This window comes from Sphingomonas faeni, from assembly GCF_023195535.1.
In the GTDB taxonomy this organism is placed as follows: Bacteria; Pseudomonadota; Alphaproteobacteria; order Sphingomonadales; family Sphingomonadaceae; genus Sphingomonas; species Sphingomonas faeni_B.
The window spans coordinates 757,216-778,513 of sequence record NZ_JALPNF010000001.1; the positions used below are offsets into that span (position 1 = coordinate 757,216).

The window sequence follows — 21,298 nt, forward strand, 5'->3', positions numbered from 1 at the left end:
CCGTATTACCCCTTCATCCGGTTGACGTCGTCGACCGCGATGGTGCCGCGACCGCGGAAATAGATCACGAGAATGGCGAGGCCGATTGCGGCTTCACCCGCGGCGACCGTCAGCACGAACATCGCGAACACCTGTCCGACGAGATCGTGGAGGAACGCCGAGAACGCGACGAGATTGATGTTCACCGCCAGCAGGATCAGTTCGATCGCCATCAGGATGACGATGAGGTTCTTGCGGTTCAGGAAGATGCCGAGCACCCCCATCGTGAACAGGATCGCCGCAACGACCAGATAATGGACGAGACCGATCGTCACAGTTCGACTCCCTGCCCGACGACCGGGCTCGTGTTGCGCGTGGCATCCTGCGGACGACGCGCGTTCTGGCGGCTGATGTTCTGCGCCTTGACGCCGCCACGCTGACGGTGGGTCAGCACGATCGCGCCGATCATCGCGACCAGCAGCACCAGGCCGGCACCCTCGAACACGAACAGATAGCGCGTGTAGAGCAGGTTACCGATCGCCTGGATGTTGGGCACAGTGTCGTCGATCGGTGCGGCACGGCGCGCGAGCTGGATCGGACCGGTGCTCCACGCGCCGATCGCGATCATCACTTCGGCCGCGAGTGCGACGGCGAGTGCGAGGCCGATCCCGAAATACCGGGCGACGCCTGCGCGAAGCTCGGTGAAGTCGATGTCGAGCATCATGACCACGAACAGGAACAGTACCGCGACGGCGCCCACATAGACGATAACGAGCAGCATCGCGATGAACTCGGCGCCGACGAGGATCATGAGGCCGGCCGCGTTGAAGAACGCGAGGATCAGCCACATCACCGAATGGACCGGGTTGCGCGACGCGATCGTCAGCGCGCCCGACAGGACGACGACGAAGGCGAAGAGATAGAAAGCCAAGGCCTGGATCACGCGATCACCCTCCCCGTCGCCCCAGCGAACGCTGGGGTCTTCACGTTGGTGGGTGCGCCCGTGCGGCACGAGATCCCAGCCTGCGCTGGGACGACGGAGTTAATCTGTGTCATCGCGGCGCTCGCTTAACGGTACGGCGCATCGGCGGCAAGGTTCGCCGCGATCGCGCTTTCCCAACGGTCGCCATTATCGAGCAGCTTCGACTTGTCGTAGATCAGCTCTTCGCGCGTCTCGGTGGCGAACTCGTAGTTCGGCCCCTCGACGATCGCATCGACCGGGCACGCCTCGGCGCACAGGCCGCAATAGATGCATTTGGTCATGTCGATGTCGTAGCGCGTGGTGCGGCGCGAACCGTCGTCACGCGGCTCGGCTTCGATCGTGATCGCCTGTGCGGGGCATACGGCCTCGCACAGCTTGCATGCGATGCACCGCTCTTCGCCGTTCGGATAACGACGCAGAGCATGCTCGCCACGGAACCGCGGCGACACCGGGTTACGCTCGTACGGATAGTTGATCGTCGCCTTTTCCTTGAAGAAATAGCGAAGCGTCAACGCGTGCGCCTTCACGAATTCCCACAGGGTAAACGACTTGATGATCTGAGCGACGCTCATGAACCCACTCCAACGCGCGTCAGCATGAGATAGCCCGACACGAGAAAAACCCAGAACAGCGAGACGGGGAGGAAGACCTTCCAGCCAAGCCGCATCAGCTGATCGTAGCGATAGCGCGGCACGGTCGCCTTCACCCAGCTGAACAGGAAGAAGAAGAACAGGATCTTGGCGAACAGCCAGATGATCCCCGGCACGTAATATAGCGGCGCCCAGTCGACCGGTGGCAGCCACCCGCCCCAGAACAGCGTCGCGTTCAGCGCGCACATCAACAGCACGTTCGCATACTCGCCGAGCCAGAACAGCGCGAACGACATCGACGAATATTCGGTCTGGTACCCGGCAACGAGCTCGCTCTCCGCCTCGGTCAGATCGAACGGCGCGCGCTGTGTCTCGGCCAGCGAGGAGATGAAGAACATCACCGCCATCGGGAACATCAGCGGGTTCAGGATGTACCCGTTGAAGAACCAGACGTGCGACTTCTGCGCCATCACGATCGCCGACAGGTTGAAGCTGCCGGTCCACAGCACGACCGAAATCAGGATGAAGCCGATCGCGACTTCATACGACACCATCTGCGCGGCCGCACGAAGCGCCGAGTAGAATGGGTATTTCGAGTTCGACGCCCAGCCCGACAGGATGATCCCGTAGACGCCGAGCGACGACGCCGCGAGCACGTAGAGCAGCCCGACGTTGATGTCCGCAAGCACGACGCCGACCCCGAACGGCACCACCGCCCAGACGATCAGCGCGACCGTGAAGGTGATGATCGGTGCCAGCAGGAACAGCGTGCGGTTGGCGGCTGCGGGGACGATCGTCTCCTGCAGGAACACCTTCAGGCCGTCGGCGAAGCTCTGCAGCAGACCGAACGGACCGACGACGTTGGGACCGCGACGCAGTGCCATCGCCGCCCAGATCTTGCGGTCGGCATAAATGATCATCGCCACCGCCAGCATCAGCGGCAGCGCGATCACGAGAATGTCGATGATCGTCGCGAGGAAGAACGCCCAGTCGTAGCCGAGCGAGGATTCGAACCAGGAGATCATTCGGCTGCCTCCGCGTAGTCTTCCCCGTGGAGAAGTTCGGCCGAGCAGCGCTGCATCGTCGGCGACGCACGGCAGATCGCGTTGGTCAGGTAGAAGTCCTTGATCGGATAGCCGGCGAGAACGCCCTCACCTGCGCCGTCGAGCGAAGGCGGGTTCCACTCGAACGTCGCGAGCGCCTGATGACGCAGCGCAGGCACGTCCGCGTACATTTCCTCACGCAGATCCTCGAAGCTGTCGAACGGCAGCGTGTGGCCGAGCGTGTCAGACAGCGCGCGGAAGATCGACCAGTCGTCACGCGCATCGCCCGGTGCGAACACTGCCCGCTCACCACGCTGGACGCGGCCTTCGAGATTGACCCACGTGCCCGACTTCTCCGCGTATGTGACACCCGGCAGGATGACATCGGCAGCCGCCGCACCCTTGTCGCCGTGATGGCCCACGAACACCTTGAAACCTGCGAACTTCGAGTAATCCACCTCGTCCGCGCCGAGGAAGAAGCCGAGCTTCGCCCCCATCACGTCGGCGATGCCGCCCTTCTGCGCATAGCCGAGCATCAGCCCGCCCATCCGCGAGGCCGCCATGTGAACAACGTTGAAGCCGTTCCAGCCGTCCTTCACGAGGCCCAGCGTATCGACCAGCTTCAGCGCAGCCGCATGGCCACCCTTCATCGCGCCGCCACCGACGATCACCATCGGACGCTCGGCCTTGCCCAACGCCTCGGTCACCGCCTCGGGCAGAGCGCCGAGGAGCGCCAGATCGTCACCGAGCCACTCGACCTTGTAGGTCAGGTCCGTCTCCGGCCCGATCGCGAAGACCTTCGCACCCTTCTTGATCGCCTTGCGGATGCGCGTGTTCACCAGCGGCGCTTCCCAGCGCAGGTTGGTGCCCACCAGCAGGATCGCGTCGGCGCGCTCGGTGCCGGCGATCGTCGTGTTGAAATTGACCGCGGCGATGCTCGTCGCGTCATAATCCATGCCGGTCTGACGGCCTTCGAGCAGGGTCGAACCCATCTTCGCGAGCAGCGCCTTGGCTGCGTACATCGTCTCGCAGTCGACCAGGTCGCCGGCGACCGCGGCAACGCTCGACCCGGCGTTCACCGCCTTGATCGCCGCGAAAGCTTCGTCCCACGTCGCGGCCTGGAGCTTGCCGTTCACCCGGACATAAGGCTTGTCGAGACGACGGCGCACGAGGCCGTCGATCGCGTGGCGCGTCTTGTCGGTCGCCCACTCCTCGTTCACGTCCTCGTTGATCCGCGGCACGCAGCGCAACACCTGCCGACCACGGCTGTCGAGCCGGATGTTGGTGCCGACCGCGTCCATCACGTCGATCGTCAGCGTCTTGCGCAATTCCCACGGACGCGCCTCGAACGCGTAGGGCTTCGATGTCAGCGCACCGACCGGGCACAGATCGACGACGTTGCCGCTCAGCTCGCTCTTGACCGCATTCTCGAGATACGAGGTAATCTGCATGTCCTCGCCGCGGAAGATCGCACCGATCTCCTCGACGCCGGACACTTCCTCGGCGAACCGGATGCAGCGCGTGCACTGGATGCAGCGGGTCATGACCGTCTTGACGATCGGACCCATATACTTCTCGGTGACCGCGCGCTTGTTCTCGTCATAGCGCGAATGGCCGCGACCGTACGCAACCGACTGGTCCTGAAGATCGCACTCGCCGCCCTGATCGCAGATCGGGCAATCGAGCGGATGGTTGATCAGCAGGAATTCCATGATGCCCTCGCGGGCATTCTTCACCATCGGCGAATTTGTGAAAATTTCCTGTTTGTCCGCTGCCGGCAGCGCGCACGACGCCTGCGGCTTGGGCGGACCAGGCTTCACCTCGACCAGGCACATCCGGCAATTGCCGGCGATGCTCAGCCGCTCATGATAACAGAAACGCGGAATCTCCTTGCCGGCAAGCTCGCACGCCTGCAGCACGGTGGCGCCCTGCGGCACCTCGATCTCTACGCCATCGACTTTGACTAAGGGCATATCAGTGTTCCGTGTCGGTCAGGCCAAGGCGACGCTCGATGCGATCTACCCTGTCCTTCAAATGCGCGACGTCGACCTCAACGCCGTGAATGGACGTTACAACGCCCATCAACGACGTGATCATACCACGCTGATGATCTTCCATCGCCAACAGTCGCGTGCTCTGCGACGCCTGCTCGCGACGCCCCAGGGCCACATCCGATTGGATCTTCTTCAAAATATCCAACATGAAGTCTGCGCGGTCGTCGGTCATTCTGCCGCTTCCATCATCGGCGCGGTGTCGCCACCACGTTCGCGGATACGGCGCTCCATCTCTGGGCGGAAATGCTTGATCAGGCCCTGGATCGGCCACGCTGCGGCGTCACCGAGTGCGCAGATCGAGTGACCCTCGACCTGCTTGGTAACCTGCTGGAGCATGTCGATCTCGGACAGCTCGGCGTCGCCGGTGCGCATCCGCTCCATCACGCGCCACATCCAGCCGGTGCCTTCGCGGCACGGCGTGCACTGGCCGCAGCTTTCGTGCTTGTAGAAGTACGAGATACGGCTGATCGCGCGGACGATGTCCGTCGACTTATCCATGACGATGATCGCCGCAGTGCCGAGCCCCGAGCCAACCGCCTTCAGGCCGTCGAAGTCCATCGCGCAGTCCATGATCTGCGCGGCGGGCACGAGAGGTACCGAAGAGCCGCCAGGGATCACCGCGAGCAGATTGTCCCAGCCACCACGGATGCCGCCGCAATGCGTCTCGATCAGGTCGCGGAACGAGATGCTCATCTCCTCCTCGACGACGCACGGCTTGTTCACATGGCCGCTGATCTGGAACAGCTTGGTACCGCGGTTGTTCTCCGCGCCGAAGCTGGAGAACCACGCCGCACCACGCCGCAGGATCGTCGGCGCAACCGCGATCGACTCGACGTTGTTGACCGTCGTCGGGCAGCCGTAAAGACCAGCACCCGCCGGGAAAGGTGGCTTCAGCCGCGGCTGACCCTTCTTCCCCTCGAGGCTCTCCAACATCGCGGTCTCTTCGCCGCAGATGTAGGCGCCGGCGCCGCGATGGACGAACACGTCGAAGTCGTAGCCCGACCCGCACGCATTCTTGCCGATAAAGCCGCGGTCGTATGCTTCAGCCACAGCTGCGAACAGCGTCTCGGCCTCGCGGATATATTCGCCGCGAATGTAGATGTAGGCGGCGCGCGCGCGCATCGCGAACCCGGCGATCAGCGCGCCTTCGATCAGCTTGTGCGGATCGTGGCGGATGATCTCGCGATCCTTACAGCTGCCCGGCTCGGATTCATCGGCGTTGATGACGAGGAAGTTCGGCCGATCGGGCTTCGGTTCCTTCGGCATGAACGACCATTTGGTGCCGGTCGGGAAGCCCGCCCCGCCACGGCCACGCAGACCCGACGCCTTCATCACGTCGATGATCGCGTCCTGGCCGAGCGCCATCAGGTCCTTGGTATTGTCCCAATCGCCGCGCATGATCGCCGCGTCGATATTCCACGGCTGGAAACCGTAGACGTTGGTAAAGATGCGATCCTTATCGGCGAGCATTACTGTCCCTCGACCAGATCGAGCCGGCGCTCGATACGTTCAACCCGGTTGCTGAGCCGATCAGGACGGTGGTTGATACCGGCCGTCGACATCACCAAAGTCGCCAAATGCTCTTCCGTCGCGGTCATACGCAGGCGTAGATCGGATACGTCCGCCTTCACCTCCGACATATCCGACTGAATCCTCTTCAGGATCTCGAGCATGACGCTTTCATTCTCGACCGTCATGCCCACTCCCCCCGGTAATCGTGGTTCGCGTCGACCATCGCCTTCAGCGAGGTCGGGCCACCCTCGGGGCAGCTCGCGCGACGGCCGAACTGCGGGCCCGGCGTCGGATGGCCGCCATTGGCCAGCGCCTCGAGGATCTCGGTCGTCTTGTCGTAATCGAGGTCTTCGAAGTTATCGTCGTTGATCTGCACCATCGGCGCATTCGCGCACGTCCCAAGACACTCGACCTCGGTCAGCGTGAACATGCCGTCGGGCGTGGTGCCGCCCTTGACCAGACCGCGGTTTTTGCACGCGGCGAGAACGTCGTCCGAACCGCGCAGCATGCACGGCGTCGTGCCGCAGACCTGCACGTGGAACCGACCGACCGGCGCGAGATTGAACATCGTGTAGAAGGTCACGACCTCGTACACACGCATGTACGGCACACCAATCTGGCGCGCGACGAACTCGATTACCGGTACCGGCAACCAGCCCTGCGTCTGCGTTTCCGCACCGACCTGGCGCTGTGCCAGATCGAGCAACGGGATCGACGCCGACTGCTCGCGACCCTTCGGGTAGCGCCCGAGGATCTCGTTCGCCTTCACCTGGTTCTCGTCCGTCCACGCGAACGAGCCCCAACGTGCGCGGGTCTCGGCCTCGTCGGGAATTTTCGGAGCTTCAGCCATCAGCGGTCACATTCACCAAAAACGATATCCATCGCGCCGAGGATCGCGGTCGTATCCGCCAGCATGTGGCCCTTCGCCATGAAGTCCATGGCTTGCAGATGCGAGAACGCGGTCGGGCGGATCTTGCAGCGATACGGCTTGTTCGAGCCATCGGCGACCAGGTACACGCCGAACTCGCCCTTGGGGCTCTCGGTCGCGACATAGACGTCGCCGGCGGGGACGTGGAAGCCCTCGGTGTAGAGCTTGAAGTGATGGATCAGCGCTTCCATCGACTGCTTCATCTCGGCGCGCTTGGGCGGCACGACCTTACGGTCTAGCGACGCGATCGGCCCCTCGGGCATCTCGCGGAGGCACTGCTTCATGATCCGCGCGGACTGACGCACTTCCTCGACGCGCACCATGAACCGATCATAGCAATCGCCGCGCGTGCCGACCGGCACGTCGAAGTCCATCTTCGCGTACACGTCGTAAGGCTGCGACTTGCGCAGATCCCAGGCGATGCCCGAGCCACGGATCATCGGGCCGGAAAAGCCCCACTTGATCGCGTCGTCGCGGCTGACCACGGCGATGTCGACGTTGCGCTGCTTGAAGATGCGGTTGTCGGCGACGAGCGAGATCGCATCCTCGAACAGACGCGGCAGGCGCGTATCGAGCCAGTCGCCGATATCGGCGAGCAGCTTCAGCGGTGCGTCCTGATGTACGCCACCCGGACGGAAATAGTTCGAATGCATGCGGGCGCCGGACACGCGCTCGAAGAAGTTCATGCAGTCTTCGCGGATCTCGAACAGCCACAGGTTCGGCGTCATCGCGCCGACGTCCATGACGTGCGACCCGAGGTTCAGCATGTGGTTCGAAATACGCGTCAGCTCGGCGAAGAACACCCGCAGATACTGCGCACGCTCGGGCACTTCGAGATCGAGCAGCTTCTCGACCGCCAGCACCCAGCTATGCTCCATGCACAAGGGCGAGCAATAATCGAGCCGATCGAAATACGGCAGCGCCTGCGTATAGGTCTTGTACTCGATCAGCTTCTCTGTGCCGCGGTGAAGCAGGCCGACATGCGGATCGACGCGCTCGACAATCTCGCCGTCGAGCTCCATGACCAGACGCAACACGCCGTGCGCGGCCGGATGCTGCGGACCGAAGTTAATCGTGTAGTTCTGGATCGTGACGTCGCCGGTCGTGGGATCGGACGCGTCGGCTTCACCCAGAAGCTCCTCTACGTACAGACTCACTGGTTCTGTCCTCCGCCCTTGGTCGGGATGACATCCGACTCCACGGGCTTGTCCTGCTTTTGGTTGCCAGCATTGGCGTCACCCGAACCGGTTTGCGCCGTCCCCTGCGCGTCCTTCTTGGCATAAGACTCGCTCGGTGCGTCCGGCGCCTTGGTCGCGCTCTGCGCCGCATCGGCCTTGACGATCGCATCAGCCTTGAGTGGCGTAGGTGCGCCCTTGGCCTCGGGCAGCGCACCCTTCTCGTCGCCGGGAAGCACGTATTCGGCACCTTCCCACGGGCTCATGAAATCGAACGTCCGGAAATCCTGCGCAAGTTGCACCGGCTCGTACACGACACGCTTCGACTCTTCCGAATAGCGCAGCTCGACATACCCGGTCAGCGGGAAGTCCTTCCGCTGCGGATGACCGCGAAAGCCGTAATCGGTGAGGATGCGCCGCAGGTCCGGATTGCCGCTGAACAGCACGCCGTACATGTCGTACACTTCGCGCTCGAGCCAGCCCGCGACCGGCCAGATATCCGTCACCGACGGCACCGGCTTTTCCTCGTCGGTCGCGACATGCACGCGCAAGCGGTGGTTCCGCGTCAGCGACAGCATGCAATAGACGACCTCGAACCGCTCGGGGCGATCCGGATAGTCGACGCCGGCGATCTCCATAAGCTGCTGATAGGCGAGCCCAGGCGTATCGCGCAGTGCGATCATCGCGTCGTACAAATCCTCGCGACGGACATGCAGCGCCACCTCGCCGACATGGTCGACCGCGTCGAGCAGCATGCCACCAAGCGCAGCACGTGCGGTGTCGATCACGCCGTCGTTAGACGTATAAGCTGGTGCGGGAGCCCTCAACGCTCGATGCTCCCGGACCGCCGGATCTTCCGCTGCAACTGCATGATGCCGTACAGCAGCGCCTCAGCCGTCGGCGGGCACCCGGGGACATAGATGTCTACGGGCACGATCCGGTCGCAACCACGGACGACGCTGTAGCTGTAGTGATAATAGCCGCCGCCGTTCGCACACGATCCCATCGAGATCACGTATTTCGGCTCCGACATCTGGTCGTAGACCTTGCGCAGTGCAGGCGCCATCTTGTTGCACAGCGTGCCCGCGACGATCATCACGTCCGACTGGCGCGGCGACGCGCGCGGTGCGGCACCGAAGCGCTCGAGATCGTAGCGCGGCATGTTGACGTGGATCATCTCGACCGCGCAGCACGCGAGCCCGAAAGTCATCCACCACAGCGAGCCCGTACGGGCCCACTGGAACAGCTCCTCGGTCGACGTGACGAGGAAACCCTTGTCCGTCAGCTCACCGTTCAAACCGTCGAAAAAGCCCTGATCGGGTGGCACCAGCGAGCTGGAGGCACCGAGTGCGGGCTGAAGCTCTACTCCCAATCGAGTGCTCCCTTCTTCCATGCGTAGACGAGGCCGAGGGCCAATTCGCCGATAAAGATCATCATCGAAATCCACGCGGTCCAGCCGAGCGTGAAGACCGAGACGGCCCAGGGATACAGGAACGCGGCCTCGAGATCGAAGATGATGAAGAGGATGGCGATCAGGTAGAAGCGCACGTCGAACTGGCTGCGCGGATCCTCGAATGCGGGGAAGCCGCATTCGTATTCGCTGAGCTTTTCCGGCGTAGGCTTATGCGATCCGGTGAGGCGCGAGACAGCCATCGGCAGGAACACGAACGTGCTCGACAACGCGATGGCGACCCCGAGGAACAGGAGGATCGGAAGATAGTGCGACAGGTCGACCAAATTGCTTCTCGCAAGTGCGAACGGAACGGGGCCGCTTTAGGCCGATGGGGGGTTCGGGGCAAGGCTCGCAGGGTGTGAGAATCACTCGCAACAGGAGGGACTGGGTGGCGGGAAACATGCGTTACTCGGCGTGTGCTTGGCGGGGGCCGAGACTTCTACCGAATGTTCGGGCCGCCATCAAACCCACCCCCTCACCCCGGACTGGTTCCGGGGTCCACGGTGCCGCACACCAGCGGCCGGCGAGAATGCGGAACGGTGGATGCCGGAACGAGCCCGGCATGACGGACTGAGGCGGGATCAGCGCCGTTGCGCCGTTGATCCACTCTGGTTCTGACACTTCCACAACCGTCACCCCAGCGAAAGCTGGGGTATCGTCGTTGGCGGGCGCGGCGGCCATCACCGGGATACCCCAGCTTTCGCTGGGGTGACGGACGGAGGTGGGAGTATCACTTTCACCAGAGTGAACGAATTCCCATCCGACCTTACGATCCTCCCCCGCCAGGGGGAGGTGTCGCCGAAGGTGACGGAGGGGGAGGACACGGAACAGACGTTTCCCTTTCCTCCCCCCCGTCAGGCTAACGCCTGCCACCTCCCCCTGCCGGGGGAGGATCGGTCATCAGCCTTAACGCAGCGCGCCGGCAACCAGCTTATGGAGCCGCGAATGCAGCGCGTCGTTCGCCGCAAGAAACTCGTTGCGCTCCATCGCGCGATCGCCGCCGCGGAAGTCGGTGACGAAGCCGCCGGCTTCCTTCACCAGCAACATGCCCGCAGCAACATCCCAAGGCTTCAGGTTCGACTCCCAGAAACCGTCGAACCGGCCGGCCGCCAGCCAGGCCAGATCGAGCGCCGCTGCTCCGAGCCGACGTATACCAGCAACCTCAGGCGCGACCGCACCGAAAATCCGGCTCCACTGCGCGAAGTCGCCATGCCCAAGGAACGGGATCCCCGTCGCAATCAGCGATTCGGACAGGTCACGCCGCGAAGACACACGCAAACGCTGGTCGGTGAGCCATGCCCCCCGGCCCTTCTCCGCCCAGAAGCTCTCGTCGGTCAGCGGCTGATACACCAGCGCGGTGGTAACCTCGCGCTTGCCGTTCGGCATCGGCTCCTCAACCGCGATCGAGATGCAGAAATGCGGGATGCCGTGGAGGAAGTTCGACGTTCCATCCAAGGGATCGACGATGAAGCGCGGCTTGTTCGGATCGCCCTCGACCTCGCCGCGCTCCTCCATGAGCATGCCCCAATCGGGGCGAGCGTGGCTGAGTTCCTCGAAGATCGTCTGCTCGGCGCGCTGGTCGGCCTGGCTGACGAAGTCCGCCGGACCCTTGCGACTCACTTGGAGTTGCTGGACCTCGTTGAAATCGCGGCGCAGACGCGGCGCTGCCTTGCGGGCGGCGCGCTCGATGACGGTCATGATGCCGGAATGGCTGGGCATTTTAATTTACCTTAAGCCCTCTCCCCTCCGGGGAGAGGGTTGGGAGAGGGGCTGTTCTGGGCGGTATCGTTTGGGGCCGCCCCTCACCCCGACCCTCTCCCCGAAGGGAAGAGGGAGCAGATATCAGTCGGCGCGCCTTACGTAGGTCTGCTCGTAGACATCGACCACGATCCGCGTGCCCGCGCCGATATGCGGCGGAACCATCACGCGCACGCCGTTCTCGAGCACGGCCGGCTTATACGACGACGAAGCCGTCTGCCCCTTCACCACGGCATCCGCCTCGACGATCAGCGCCTCGATCGTGTCGGGCAGCTGGACCGAGATCGGCCGCTCTTCCCAGAGCTCCATCACTACGTCCATGCCGTCCTGCAGGAACGCCGCGGCGTCGCCCAGAATGTCGGCGTCGAGTGAGATCTGCTCGTAGTTCACCTTGTCCATGAAAGTGAGCATGTCGCCTTCGCGGAACAGGAACTGGAAGTCGACGGTCTCGAGCCGGACCTTCTCGACGCTCTCGGCGGAGCGGAAACGGACGTTGTTCTTGCGGCCGTCGATGAGGTTCTTCATCTCGACCTGCATATAGGCCCCGCCTTTGCCGGGCTGGGTGTGCTGAATCTTGACGGCGCGCCAGATGCCGCCCTCATATTCAAGAATGTTGCCGGGACGAATCTCGACCGCGTTGATCTTCATGACCGATTCCTGCTGGAAAGAGCTAGGGGCCGTCCGCGAAGCATGGCCCGTAAGGCGTGGCTCTGCGGAAACCCGAAGCGGCGGGCTTTAGCGGGACGACCGGCTTCCGGCAAGCAGCGGGTACGGGTTCACGTTCTCGCCCTGATACCAGCGCTCACCTGGCTGCATCTTCGTAAGCCCGAAATGCAAATGATAATTGCCCGCCCCCGCATCGCCGGTATCGCCGACATAGCCGAGCGTATCGCCGGCTTTGACCGCCATGCCCTCACGGATGCCCGCCGCATATCCGGCGAGATGCGCGTAGTAATAGGTCCAGCGTCGGTCGGTTGAACGAACGTACAGCGTGATGCCGCCGAGCCCGCTCTGGAACAGCTTCTCGATCCGACCCGGTGCCGCCGCGACCACCGGGGTGCCGGCCGGCGCCATGATGTCCGTCCCATGATGGCCGCGCAGCCCACCGCCTCGCGCATCGTTCCAGCTGTCCTCGATTGCCTTGCGCGGAACGCCGGCCACCGGGACGGCTAGCGCGCCCGGCGTCACGGGCGCGGCAACCACCTCGGCAGGAGGCGCGGGCTTGCGCCAGGGCACGTGCCGCTCGATGCTGCCACCGCTACCGCCGAACGACACCATCGACGCAAAGGCACCGACTACGACCACGATCAACCCGAGAATGATCCAGAACGTCCGCGTCATCGCCTTATGCCTGGAAGACTGCCTTGGTTCCCGGCTTGATCATCATCGACAGCCGCGCCGCATCCCAGTTTGTCAGGCGAATGCAGCCATGGCTCTCCGCGCGCCCGATCGTCTCGGGGTTCGGCGTACCGTGAATCCCGTAATGCTCCTTCGACAGATCCATCCAGACGACCCCGACCGGACCGTTTGGCCCGGGAGGCAGCATCTCCTTCTGCTGGCCCTTCTTGGCATCCCAAAATAGCGCGGGATTGAAGTGAAATTTCGGATTGTAGTCGGAGCCCTTGATCGTCCACGTCCCGAGCGGCAGCGGATCGTGGCTCGACCCCATCGTCGCGGAGAACTGCGCGATCAGCTTGTCGTTCGCATCGAGCACGCGGAGCACGCCGTCGGACTTGTCGACGACGACATGATCCGCCTGGGGCTGCTTCGCATCGACGTTCAGCATGTTGAGCGTCGCCCGCCATTCGGGGGTGAATTTCGCATCATAAGCGCGCGACGTCGGCAGCGCGTTGGGGAAGACGACCTTCGTGCCGGGCGTCAGCATCGTCGTCGGCGAGTTCATCGCCATGATGACCGTGGGCGTGGTGTGGAACATCTCGCCGAGCTTCTCCATGACCGAGCGATAGCCGATCGTCGGCAGTTCGGCCTGCTTCGCCGGATCCTTCGGCAGCGGATTGATGTACGGGCCGGCAAGCATCTGAGGCGTCAACGCGACCGTCACCGTCGGCCGAGCGGCGCGATACGGGTACAGCGCCTGCAGCGTCCGGGCATCGGCCTTGCCGGTGATCGGCAGGCCCTTAGCCTCCTGGAACCCCTTCAACGCAGCGACCAGCGACTGCCCGCCACGCCCGTCGAGCACGCCCGGCCCGAAGCCGAGATGATCGAGGATCACCTGCACGTGGAGGATGTTGCGGTCGATCGGTACGGACTTTGCCGGGGCCGTCTGCGCGAGCGCTGGCGATGCCATGCCGAACAGACCCGCTACAAGAACCGAAGCCTTCACAAATGCCGTCATGCCCGTCATCCCAAACCGTTACGCTTCTGCATCAAACGGTCGGGACGACGGTTGTTTCCGTCGACAACGGCGACGGATCGCCATCACCCCACCACGCACCCGTCATCCTGACGAAAGTCAGGACCCAGAGCCACGGGGGACAGCGCTTAATTACCCTGGGTCCTGACTTTCGTCAGGATGACGAAGCGTGAGGTTCAGCGCTTGGCGAGAACCTCGCCGAACGCCTTTATCGCCGCGACCTCGTCGCCGCCCCAGACGGCGCCCGATACCGCGATGAAATCCGCACCGGCCGCGATGAGCGGCGCGGCATTCTCCGGCGTGATGCCACCAATCGCGACGCAGGGAATTTCGAACAAGGTCGACCACCACGACAGGGTCACCGGCTCCGCGGTATGCGTCGCGACCTTCGTCGTGGTCGGATAGAACGCGCCGAACGCGACGTAGTCGGCACCGGCCTCGCCCGCTTCCATCGCCAGATGACGGCTGCCGTGACAGCTCACGCCGATCTGCGCATTGGGCCCGAGCTGCGCCCGCGCCTCGCGCGGATCGCCATCGTCCTGCCCGAGATGCACGCCGTCCGCGTCGAGCCGCTTGGCCAGCCCGATGTCATCGTTGACGATGAACGCAACGTCCCGCTCGGCGCAGATCGCACGCAAAGGCTCGCCAAGCGCGGCGGCGGCGTGCTGGTCGATATCCTTCACACGGAACTGGAACGCGGCAACGGGCCCGGCGTCGAGTGCCCGCGCCAGACGCTCGGGAAAGTCACCGCCGACGTCCAGCGGCGACACCAGATACAACTGGCACGGCGGCCGACGCATGTCGCGGCGGAAATTCTCGGCGAAATTGGGATCGAGCGGGCCCAGCGGATCTTCGAATTCGGTCATGTCCGGCCCCTAGCCTCTCATGCCGCGCGCGTCACCCCGGCGCGTGGCAGGGGTGACGAACGGGCCGTGCGCAGCTTATTCTTCGTTCTTGTAGATGCGGATGATGCGGTCGAGCATCGCCAGTGCTTCGTCGCGCGGGCGCTGGAAGGTATTGCGGCCGATGATCGAGCCGTTACCGCCGCCGTCGCGAATGTCGCGCGCGTCCTGGAACACCGCGTCCTCGCCCTTCGACGCGCCGCCCGAGAAGACGTTGATGCGACGCCCGGCGAAGCTCGACTGGACGACATGTTTCACGCGGTCCGACTGCTTCGACCAGTCGGTGTTCGCGTAAAGCGGCTTGGCTTCCTTCTGCTCGATATGCGCGGTCGGCAGCTTGGTCTTGATGATGTGCGCGCCGAGCAGCGCCGCCATGTGCGCGGCATAGGCGCCGACGTCGAGCGCGAGCTCGCCGTCCTTGGTCAGCTCGCCACCGCGCGGGTACGACCAGATCACCGTGGCGATGCCGACCGACTTGGCCTCTTCGCTCAGCTCGCGGATTTCCTCGACGAGGTCGAAGAACTGGTCCGCACCCGGATAGATCGTGAAGCCGATCGCTGCCGAGCCGAGCCGCACCGCGTCGGACACGGTGGCCGTCACCGCCTGATCTATCGAGGTCGCCCAGCTGTTCGAGCTGTTGCACTTCAGGATCGTCGGGATTTGGCCCGCAAACGTATCCGCGCCCGCTTCGAGCATGCCGAGCGGCGCCGCATAGGCGCTGAGCCCCGCATCGATCGCGAGCTGGTAGTGGTAATGCGGGTCGTACGCCGGCGGATTAACCGAGAAGCTGCGCGCCGGGCCATGCTCGAAGCCCTGGTCGACCGGCAGGATCACCAGCTTGCCGGTGCCGCCGAGCTTGCCCTGCATCAGGATGCGGGCGAGGTTCGCCTTCACCGCCGAACTGGTGGCTTCGTACTTGTCGAGAATGGTTTTGACTTGCGGGGTGATTGTCGAGGTCATGCTGAATTCCTGTCTTAGAGTTCGAGCCAGCGGCGCAACGCGTCGTCGACCCGGGTCATGGTTGTGATGGGTATCGTACCGATGATTTTGACGATCGCATTGCGATCGAGCGTATCGAGTTTGTCGACCTGGATTTCGGTGTCGCGAGCGAGGCCGGTCTCTGGCGATGCCTCGAGCGACACGCGGAAGAGGTTTGTGCCGATGATGACGCTCGTCAAAGGGCACAGGGATATCGTCGCGTGATCCGTGAACACGTCTGACTGCACGACGATAAAGGGTCGCAGCGTCCGGGAGGAGTCCCCCTTTCCGGCTCCGACTACGACCATCCCCCGCGTGAGTTTCATGTGGGGGATGCCGCGATCATCACGTCCCAGTCTTCGTCGATCGCGTGTCGGTCCTGCGCGGCAGCCGCGAGCGACTGACGCTTGGCCTCCGCCAGGAACGCCTCGTCGTGCCGCTCGACATATCGACGCACGGCTTCGCGCGCAATGTCGCTCTTGCTGCGCCCTTGGGTGCGCGCAACCGCCGCGAGTCGTTCTTCGAGTTCGCTATCGAGCCTGACGCCGAGCATCCGAGTCTCCGTTTAACATGTTAAACATAGCTCGGATGCTCGCGTATTTCAACCGTGGAGCGCGGCGACCCCGGGGAGCGTCTTGCCTTCCATCCATTCCAGGAACGCGCCGCCTGCGGTCGAGACGAAGGTGAACGCATCCGCGACGCCGGCGTGATTGAGCGCCGCGACCGTATCGCCGCCGCCGGCGACCGAGACGAGCGAACCGCCCTCGGTCAATGCCGCTGCGGTCTTCGCGAGGGCGACGGTGGCCTTGTCGAACGGCACCGTCTCGAAAGCGCCGAGCGGACCGTTCCAGACCAAGGTGCGGCAGTTCTTCAGCACATCGCCGAGCGATTCGACCGCAGCGGGGCCGACGTCGAGGATCATCTCGTCGGCGGCGACCTCGTGGACGTTGACGGTGCGGGTGGCGGGGTTCGGCTTGAACTCCTTGGCGACCACAACGTCGTACGGCAGATGGACCGTGCAGTTCGCCTTGTCCGCAGCTTCCATGATCTGTTCGCAAACGCTCGCAAGCTCATGCTCGCAAAGGCTTTTACCGACATCGACGCCGCGCGCCGCGAGGAAGGTGTTGGCCATGCCGCCACCGATGATCAGGTGATCTACCTTGGTGACCAGATGACGCAGCACGTCGAGCTTTGAGGACACCTTGGCGCCTCCGACGACCGCGGCGACCGGATGCTCGGGCTCGCCGAGCGCCTTCTGGAGGGCGTCGAGTTCGGCTTCCATAGCTCGGCCCGCATAGGCCGGGAGAACGTGGGCCAGCCCCTCGGTCGAGGCGTGTGCGCGGTGTGCGGCGGAGAAGGCATCGTTGACGTACAGGTCGCCCAGCCGCGCGAAACGCTGGACCACCGCCGGGTCGTTCTTCTCTTCGCCGCCGAAGAAGCGCGTGTTCTCCAGCACCGCGATGTCACCGGGTTCGAGCATGGCAACGGCGTCGTCGGCGCCTTCCCAGTCGACGTAGCGGACTTCGCGACCGAGCACGTCGCTGTACGGCTTCGCGACCTGCGACAGCGAGAACTCCGGGCTCGGCACACCCTTGGGGCGGCCGAAATGCGCGAGGACGAGGACGATCGCGCCCTTGTCGGCAAGCTCGCCAACCGTCGCGACGGTGGCGCGCAGGCGGGTGTCGTCGGTGACACGACCCTCGGCCATCGGCACGTTGAGGTCTTCGCGGACGAGCACGCGCTTGCCGTGGACATCACCCATATCGTCCAGCGTCTTGAATGGCTTGGTCATGGTTCTTCGATCCTGATCTCATCACCGACGGCGATACTGCCGCCCATCAAAACTCGCGTACACGCCCCGCCCCGCCAGTCAGGCGTCAGCGCAGCGAACAATCCTGGCGCCAGTGCTTCCATCCGTTCGCACGGATCGGTGTGGCGCGTCACCTCCAGCACGACGTCCGCACCGATGCGAAGACGGGTGCCGGGTATCTGGGGCAGGTCGAAGCCGTCGACCAGCAGGTTCGCGCGGCGTTCTTGCCAAGGGATATCGTGGCCGACCTCGGCCATCGCCGCGGCCCAGTCGCTGCGTTCGAGCAACGTGACCTGGCGCCGGCCCTTGCCGCCGGGCTTCACATAGCCGCGGAAGTCGCCGTGCAGGCCGGCCTCGATGGTGATCTCGACATGGTCGATGACCTCCATCGCGCCCTTGGCGCGAGCATGGCGCGCGATGCCGGCTATGGTGCCCATCAGCGCCGCATCCCAATGTCCGTCACTACGGACCCACATGAGTTCCCCGCTCCCAAACCCGTCACCCCAGCGAAAGCTGGGGTATCCCTATTGGCGGGTGCTGCGACCCGAATGGGGAGATCCCAGCTTTCGCTGGGATGACGGTTTGGTTCGGAGCAGAAGCTATAGAAGAGCAGCGTCCGTCTACCTTCAGATGAACTTCGCCATCGCGGTGGCCGTATCGACCATGCGGTTCGAGAAGCCCCACTCGTTATCGTACCAGCTGACGACGCGGACCAGCTTGCCGTCGATCACCGCAGTCTCCAGGCTGTCGATCGTCGACGAGGCCGGGGTATGCTGGAGATCGATCGAGACGAGCGGCTCGTCCGACCAGTCGAGCACGCCAACCAGCGGACCGCTCTCGGACGCCGCCTTCAGCACCGCATTCACCTCTTCACGCGTCGTATCGCGCGACGGCGTGAAGGTCAGGTCGATCAGCGAAACGTCCGGCACCGGCACGCGGATTGCCGAACCGTCGAGCTTGCCCTTCAACTCCGGCAGCACTTCCGAAACGGCGCGCGCGGCGCCGGTCGTTGTCGGGATCATCGACATCGCCGCCGCGCGTGCGCGACGCAGGTCCGGGTGGATCTGGTCGAGGATCTTCTGGTCGTTGGTATACGCATGGACCGTCGTCATCAGGCCGCGCTCGATGCCGATCGCATCGTTGAGCACCTTGGCGACGGGCGCGAGGCAGTTAGTGGTGCACGAGGCGTTCGAGACGATGGTGTGCTCGGCGGTCAGCTTGTCGTGGTTGACGCCGTAGACGACGGTCAGATCGACGTTCTTGCCAGGCGCCGAGATCAGCACCTTCTTCGCGCCCGCATCGAGATGCTTCTGGCAGCTTGCCTTGTCGGTGAAGAAGCCCGTGCATTCCAGCACGATGTCGACGCCCAGCTCGGCATGCGGCAAGTTGGCGGGATCGCGCTCGGCAGTTACGCGGATGCGCTTGCCATCGACGACCAGCTCATTGCCCTCGGCCGAAACCTCGCCCGGATACTTGCCGTGCACGCTGTCACGCTTGAACAGCCAGGCGTTCGACTTCGCATCGCCGAGATCGTTGATCGCGACGAGTTCGAGTGCGCCGTTCGACTGTTCGAGTACCGCACGGGCGACGAGACGGCCGATGCGCCCGAAACCGTTGATCGCAACCTTGACCGTCATTGCTGTCTCTCCGCTACGCCCGCGAGTCCGTTCCGGGCGCGCAGCCTTTGCGGGGCGGTGGGGCGCCCTGTCAACACCGTGGATGGTGTCGACTTTGCCCAAAACCCGCTTGTCGCGCCCCCCGGCCATGCTATCTCGCAGGGTATGTCAGATACACTTCCCGACGCGCCGACGGCCGTCGAACGGATCGATGCCGCGATCGCGAGGATCGAAGCCGCGATCACCGCCCGCGCCCGCAGCGGCGACGCGCTCGCCAAGCGCCACGCCGCGCTGAAGGCACGGATGGCCGAGGCCGTCGCGGCGCTCGACGACGTCATCACGCGCGGGAGCCCCAACTGATGGCACAGGTCATGCTCGATATCGGCGGACGCCCGCATGCCGTCGCTTGCCGCGATGGCGAGGAATCGCGCGTCCGGTTGCTCGGTGCGATGCTCGCCGAGCGCTGGCCGATCGCGGACCGTGCCGCAGGCGGCCTCAGTGCCGAGCGCGCGATGCTGTTCGTCGCGCTAATGCTCGCCGACGACCTCGACGAAGCCGCGCACCGCCCGCCCGAAGGCTCGGCCGTCAGCGAAATCGCGTTGACCCGGATCGCAGATCGTCTCGAAGGGCTCGCGGAAGCCCTTGAGCTAAGCCCCCCGAGCGCCTAGATTGGTGGCGGCGGGTTCTGCCCGGTACGAGCCTTTATTATCCCTGAGGCTATTCATCATCCATAGGGGGCTGTCCCTGTTAGGATCCTGGTCCGAAGCATATGGTCCCCACCTGACGTACCGTGCGTCAGTGGATAACCCGGCACACGGCCATGGTGGGCCCGCCACCCCACCCCCACCCCATTGCGAGGTTTCCTGCGCATGACCGGCAAGAGCGCGCTGAGAGCCTCGTTGCGCGCCGCCCGCGAAGCGCGCCCGCCCGTCGAAATTCCCGTGCCCTCCGCGTTTCTGGCGCGGTTGAAACCCGGACTGACGGTCGCATCCTATGTCCCGTTCGGCGGCGAGGCCGATCCATCGCCATTCGCCCGCGCTGCGGTCGAAGCCGGCTGCGTCATCGCCCTGCCCCATGTCGTCCGCCGGTCGCTGCCGATGCGCTTCCTGTCATGGGAAACCGAGGCGGCGCTGATCGCCGGACCGTTCGGACTGCACCAGCCCGCCGAGGACGCGGCAGAGTTGGAACCCGACATCATCCTGACGCCGCTCGTCGGCTTCGATCGCGGCGGCAACCGAATCGGCCAGGGCGCCGGCTATTACGACCGCGCCTTCCTCGCGCACCCGAACGCCTGGCGCGTCGGCATTGCGCTGTCGGTGCAGCAGGTAGATAGCCTGACCCCAGACCCGTGGGACGTCCCGCTCCACGCCATCGCCACCGAACTCGAATGGATCACGCCATGACGCCAACCTGGCGCAAACCCGTCGGCATGCTCGGCATCCTGCTCCTGATCCTGGTGTGGTGCGTGGCGATCGTCAGCCTGTCGACCATCGTCGGCAGCTGGCACTGGCTGGGGCAGTTGGTGTTCTATCTGTTCACCGGCCTGATCTGGATCGCACCGCTGAAGCCTGTGCTGCGCTGGATGGAAATCGGGCGGTAACGCCTGCCCCGTCTTACGTCTCTTTGGGCCTACGCGCTCCGTTCGCCGCCCCCTGCCGTTCGTCCTGAGTAGCCATCGAGTAGTCGCGCAGCGGCGTATCGAGAGGGCGTATCGAAGGACAGGTTGGCGCACGGAACACATGCTTCGATACGAGCCCTCGATACGCTTCAAACGAAGCTACTCGGTCTCTACTCAGCACGAACGGAATGAGGTTAACGGTTCCGGACTATCTACGGAACAGAATGCTCGCAGCACTCGATAATTCGTGAAGGGTCTCGGCCACCGCATAGGGTGGCGCGAGTGACGGGACTCGAACCCGCGACCTCCGGCGTGACAGGCCGGCGCTCTAACCAACTGAGCTACACCCGCATTCCCAATGACGAACCCTAGCGACCCTAGGGCCGCGCGGGAAGGCTCGTCAAAACCTCAAACACTACCTCGAACCATCAAACGATGGCGCGAGTGACGGGACTCGAACCCGCGACCTCCGGCGTGACAGGCCGGCGCTCTAACCAACTGAGCTACACCCGCTGAAACAGCGTGG

The 21,298-nt window shown here is 64.1% G+C and carries 28 protein-coding genes and 2 tRNA genes; 4 read left to right on the forward strand and 26 right to left on the reverse strand.

What is annotated here, in order from left to right:
- Window positions 1-5 precede the first annotated feature (5 nt).
- The 24 genes from nuoK to gap form a co-directional block, all read right to left on the reverse strand.
- Entirely contained in the window at window positions 6-314 is a 309-nt protein-coding gene (gene nuoK, locus SPHN_RS02990) for an NADH-quinone oxidoreductase subunit NuoK (protein ID WP_082441002.1), read from the reverse strand.
- Window positions 311-922 (reverse strand): NADH-quinone oxidoreductase subunit J, encoded by a 612-nt coding sequence (locus tag SPHN_RS02995; protein WP_056048540.1) that lies wholly within the window; start codon window positions 920-922, stop codon window positions 311-313. Before SPHN_RS02995 ends, nuoK begins: the two co-directional genes overlap by 4 nt.
- Window positions 923-1,047: 125 nt before the next feature.
- A complete protein-coding gene (gene nuoI / locus SPHN_RS03000; protein ID WP_055877898.1) occupies window positions 1,048-1,533 on the reverse strand; it encodes an NADH-quinone oxidoreductase subunit NuoI in 486 nt (161 codons plus the stop codon).
- A complete protein-coding gene (gene nuoH, locus SPHN_RS03005) occupies window positions 1,530-2,576 on the reverse strand; it encodes an NADH-quinone oxidoreductase subunit NuoH (protein ID WP_056058320.1) in 1,047 nt (348 codons plus the stop codon). The genes nuoI and nuoH overlap by 4 nt, the downstream gene beginning before the upstream one ends.
- The gene (gene nuoG, locus SPHN_RS03010) at window positions 2,573-4,567 is read right to left on the reverse strand and encodes an NADH-quinone oxidoreductase subunit NuoG (protein ID WP_248521005.1); all 1,995 of its coding nucleotides are present in this window, start codon (window positions 4,565-4,567) and stop codon (window positions 2,573-2,575) included. The genes nuoH and nuoG overlap by 4 nt, the downstream gene beginning before the upstream one ends.
- Before the next feature lies 1 nt (window position 4,568).
- Window positions 4,569-4,820: a hypothetical protein gene (locus SPHN_RS03015; protein WP_248521007.1), complete on the reverse strand. Its 252-nt coding sequence runs from the start codon at window positions 4,818-4,820 to the stop codon at window positions 4,569-4,571.
- A complete protein-coding gene (gene nuoF, locus SPHN_RS03020; protein WP_056050371.1) occupies window positions 4,817-6,118 on the reverse strand; it encodes an NADH-quinone oxidoreductase subunit NuoF in 1,302 nt (433 codons plus the stop codon). Before nuoF ends, SPHN_RS03015 begins: the two co-directional genes overlap by 4 nt.
- Window positions 6,118-6,345 (reverse strand): hypothetical protein, encoded by a 228-nt coding sequence (locus tag SPHN_RS03025; protein WP_248521009.1) that lies wholly within the window; start codon window positions 6,343-6,345, stop codon window positions 6,118-6,120. Before SPHN_RS03025 ends, nuoF begins: the two co-directional genes overlap by 1 nt.
- The gene (locus SPHN_RS03030) at window positions 6,342-7,010 is read right to left on the reverse strand and encodes a complex I 24 kDa subunit family protein (protein ID WP_248521011.1); all 669 of its coding nucleotides are present in this window, start codon (window positions 7,008-7,010) and stop codon (window positions 6,342-6,344) included. Before SPHN_RS03030 ends, SPHN_RS03025 begins: the two co-directional genes overlap by 4 nt.
- Window positions 7,010-8,221, reverse strand: coding sequence for an NADH-quinone oxidoreductase subunit D (locus SPHN_RS03035; protein WP_282580433.1), 1,212 nt, complete (start codon window positions 8,219-8,221; stop codon window positions 7,010-7,012). Before SPHN_RS03035 ends, SPHN_RS03030 begins: the two co-directional genes overlap by 1 nt.
- A 20-nt stretch (window positions 8,222-8,241) precedes the next feature.
- Window positions 8,242-9,090, reverse strand: a complete 849-nt coding sequence (locus SPHN_RS03040; protein WP_248521014.1) for an NADH-quinone oxidoreductase subunit C — start codon at window positions 9,088-9,090, stop codon at window positions 8,242-8,244.
- Window positions 9,087-9,635, reverse strand: a complete 549-nt coding sequence (locus tag SPHN_RS03045) for a NuoB/complex I 20 kDa subunit family protein (RefSeq protein WP_187504417.1) — start codon at window positions 9,633-9,635, stop codon at window positions 9,087-9,089. Before SPHN_RS03045 ends, SPHN_RS03040 begins: the two co-directional genes overlap by 4 nt.
- Window positions 9,626-10,000 carry an NADH-quinone oxidoreductase subunit A gene (locus SPHN_RS03050; protein ID WP_121903273.1) on the reverse strand — a complete coding sequence of 125 codons (375 nt, stop codon included), beginning with the start codon at window positions 9,998-10,000 and terminating at the stop codon, window positions 9,626-9,628. The genes SPHN_RS03045 and SPHN_RS03050 overlap by 10 nt, the downstream gene beginning before the upstream one ends.
- Window positions 10,001-10,622: 622 nt before the next feature.
- Window positions 10,623-11,435 (reverse strand): inositol monophosphatase family protein, encoded by an 813-nt coding sequence (locus SPHN_RS03055; RefSeq protein ID WP_056048515.1) that lies wholly within the window; start codon window positions 11,433-11,435, stop codon window positions 10,623-10,625.
- 123 nt (window positions 11,436-11,558) lie between these two features.
- The gene (efp, locus tag SPHN_RS03060) at window positions 11,559-12,122 is read right to left on the reverse strand and encodes an elongation factor P (protein ID WP_187502336.1); all 564 of its coding nucleotides are present in this window, start codon (window positions 12,120-12,122) and stop codon (window positions 11,559-11,561) included.
- An 87-nt stretch (window positions 12,123-12,209) separates the two neighbouring features.
- On the reverse strand, window positions 12,210-12,815 hold the full coding sequence (locus SPHN_RS03065) for a M23 family metallopeptidase (protein ID WP_248521016.1): 606 nt from the start codon (window positions 12,813-12,815) through the stop codon (window positions 12,210-12,212).
- A 4-nt stretch (window positions 12,816-12,819) separates the two neighbouring features.
- On the reverse strand, window positions 12,820-13,830 hold the full coding sequence (locus SPHN_RS03070) for a L,D-transpeptidase family protein (protein WP_432715039.1): 1,011 nt from the start codon (window positions 13,828-13,830) through the stop codon (window positions 12,820-12,822).
- Between the two features lie 194 nt (window positions 13,831-14,024).
- Complete coding sequence (gene thiE, locus SPHN_RS03075; protein ID WP_248521017.1) at window positions 14,025-14,714, reverse strand: thiamine phosphate synthase; 690 nt, start codon at window positions 14,712-14,714, stop codon at window positions 14,025-14,027.
- Window positions 14,715-14,789: 75 nt separating this feature from the next.
- The gene (locus SPHN_RS03080; protein WP_248521019.1) at window positions 14,790-15,710 is read right to left on the reverse strand and encodes a class I fructose-bisphosphate aldolase; all 921 of its coding nucleotides are present in this window, start codon (window positions 15,708-15,710) and stop codon (window positions 14,790-14,792) included.
- Between the two features lie 14 nt (window positions 15,711-15,724).
- Entirely contained in the window at window positions 15,725-16,054 is a 330-nt protein-coding gene (locus SPHN_RS03085) for a type II toxin-antitoxin system PemK/MazF family toxin (protein WP_248521021.1), read from the reverse strand.
- Window positions 16,051-16,281 (reverse strand): type II toxin-antitoxin system RelB family antitoxin, encoded by a 231-nt coding sequence (relB, locus tag SPHN_RS03090; protein ID WP_248521023.1) that lies wholly within the window; start codon window positions 16,279-16,281, stop codon window positions 16,051-16,053. The genes SPHN_RS03085 and relB overlap by 4 nt, the downstream gene beginning before the upstream one ends.
- 48 nt (window positions 16,282-16,329) lie before the next feature.
- Entirely contained in the window at window positions 16,330-17,520 is a 1,191-nt protein-coding gene (locus SPHN_RS03095; protein WP_248521026.1) for a phosphoglycerate kinase, read from the reverse strand.
- Window positions 17,517-17,975: an MOSC domain-containing protein gene (locus SPHN_RS03100; protein ID WP_248521028.1), complete on the reverse strand. Its 459-nt coding sequence runs from the start codon at window positions 17,973-17,975 to the stop codon at window positions 17,517-17,519. The genes SPHN_RS03095 and SPHN_RS03100 overlap by 4 nt, the downstream gene beginning before the upstream one ends.
- 189 nt (window positions 17,976-18,164) lie before the next feature.
- Window positions 18,165-19,175, reverse strand: a complete 1,011-nt coding sequence (gap, locus tag SPHN_RS03105) for a type I glyceraldehyde-3-phosphate dehydrogenase (RefSeq protein WP_248521030.1) — start codon at window positions 19,173-19,175, stop codon at window positions 18,165-18,167.
- 144 nt (window positions 19,176-19,319) lie between these two features.
- Here gap and SPHN_RS03110 point away from each other — a divergent pair, with 144 nt between their 5' ends.
- From SPHN_RS03110 to SPHN_RS03125, 4 genes are all read left to right on the forward strand, one after another.
- Window positions 19,320-19,514, forward strand: coding sequence for a hypothetical protein (locus SPHN_RS03110; RefSeq protein ID WP_248521032.1), 195 nt, complete (start codon window positions 19,320-19,322; stop codon window positions 19,512-19,514).
- Complete coding sequence (locus SPHN_RS03115) at window positions 19,514-19,822, forward strand: cell division protein ZapA (RefSeq protein WP_128452890.1); 309 nt, start codon at window positions 19,514-19,516, stop codon at window positions 19,820-19,822. Before SPHN_RS03110 ends, SPHN_RS03115 begins: the two co-directional genes overlap by 1 nt.
- 201 nt (window positions 19,823-20,023) lie before the next feature.
- A complete protein-coding gene (locus SPHN_RS03120) occupies window positions 20,024-20,557 on the forward strand; it encodes a 5-formyltetrahydrofolate cyclo-ligase (RefSeq protein WP_248521034.1) in 534 nt (177 codons plus the stop codon).
- Window positions 20,554-20,754 carry a DUF2842 domain-containing protein gene (locus tag SPHN_RS03125; RefSeq protein WP_248521035.1) on the forward strand — a complete coding sequence of 67 codons (201 nt, stop codon included), beginning with the start codon at window positions 20,554-20,556 and terminating at the stop codon, window positions 20,752-20,754. Before SPHN_RS03120 ends, SPHN_RS03125 begins: the two co-directional genes overlap by 4 nt.
- A gap of 292 nt (window positions 20,755-21,046) precedes the next feature.
- Here SPHN_RS03125 and SPHN_RS03130 read toward each other — a convergent pair.
- Together SPHN_RS03130 and SPHN_RS03135 are read right to left on the reverse strand one after the other, a co-directional pair.
- A tRNA-Asp gene (locus SPHN_RS03130) sits at window positions 21,047-21,123 on the reverse strand.
- A gap of 85 nt (window positions 21,124-21,208) precedes the next feature.
- A tRNA-Asp gene (locus SPHN_RS03135) sits at window positions 21,209-21,285 on the reverse strand.
- Window positions 21,286-21,298: the final 13 nt, after the last annotated feature.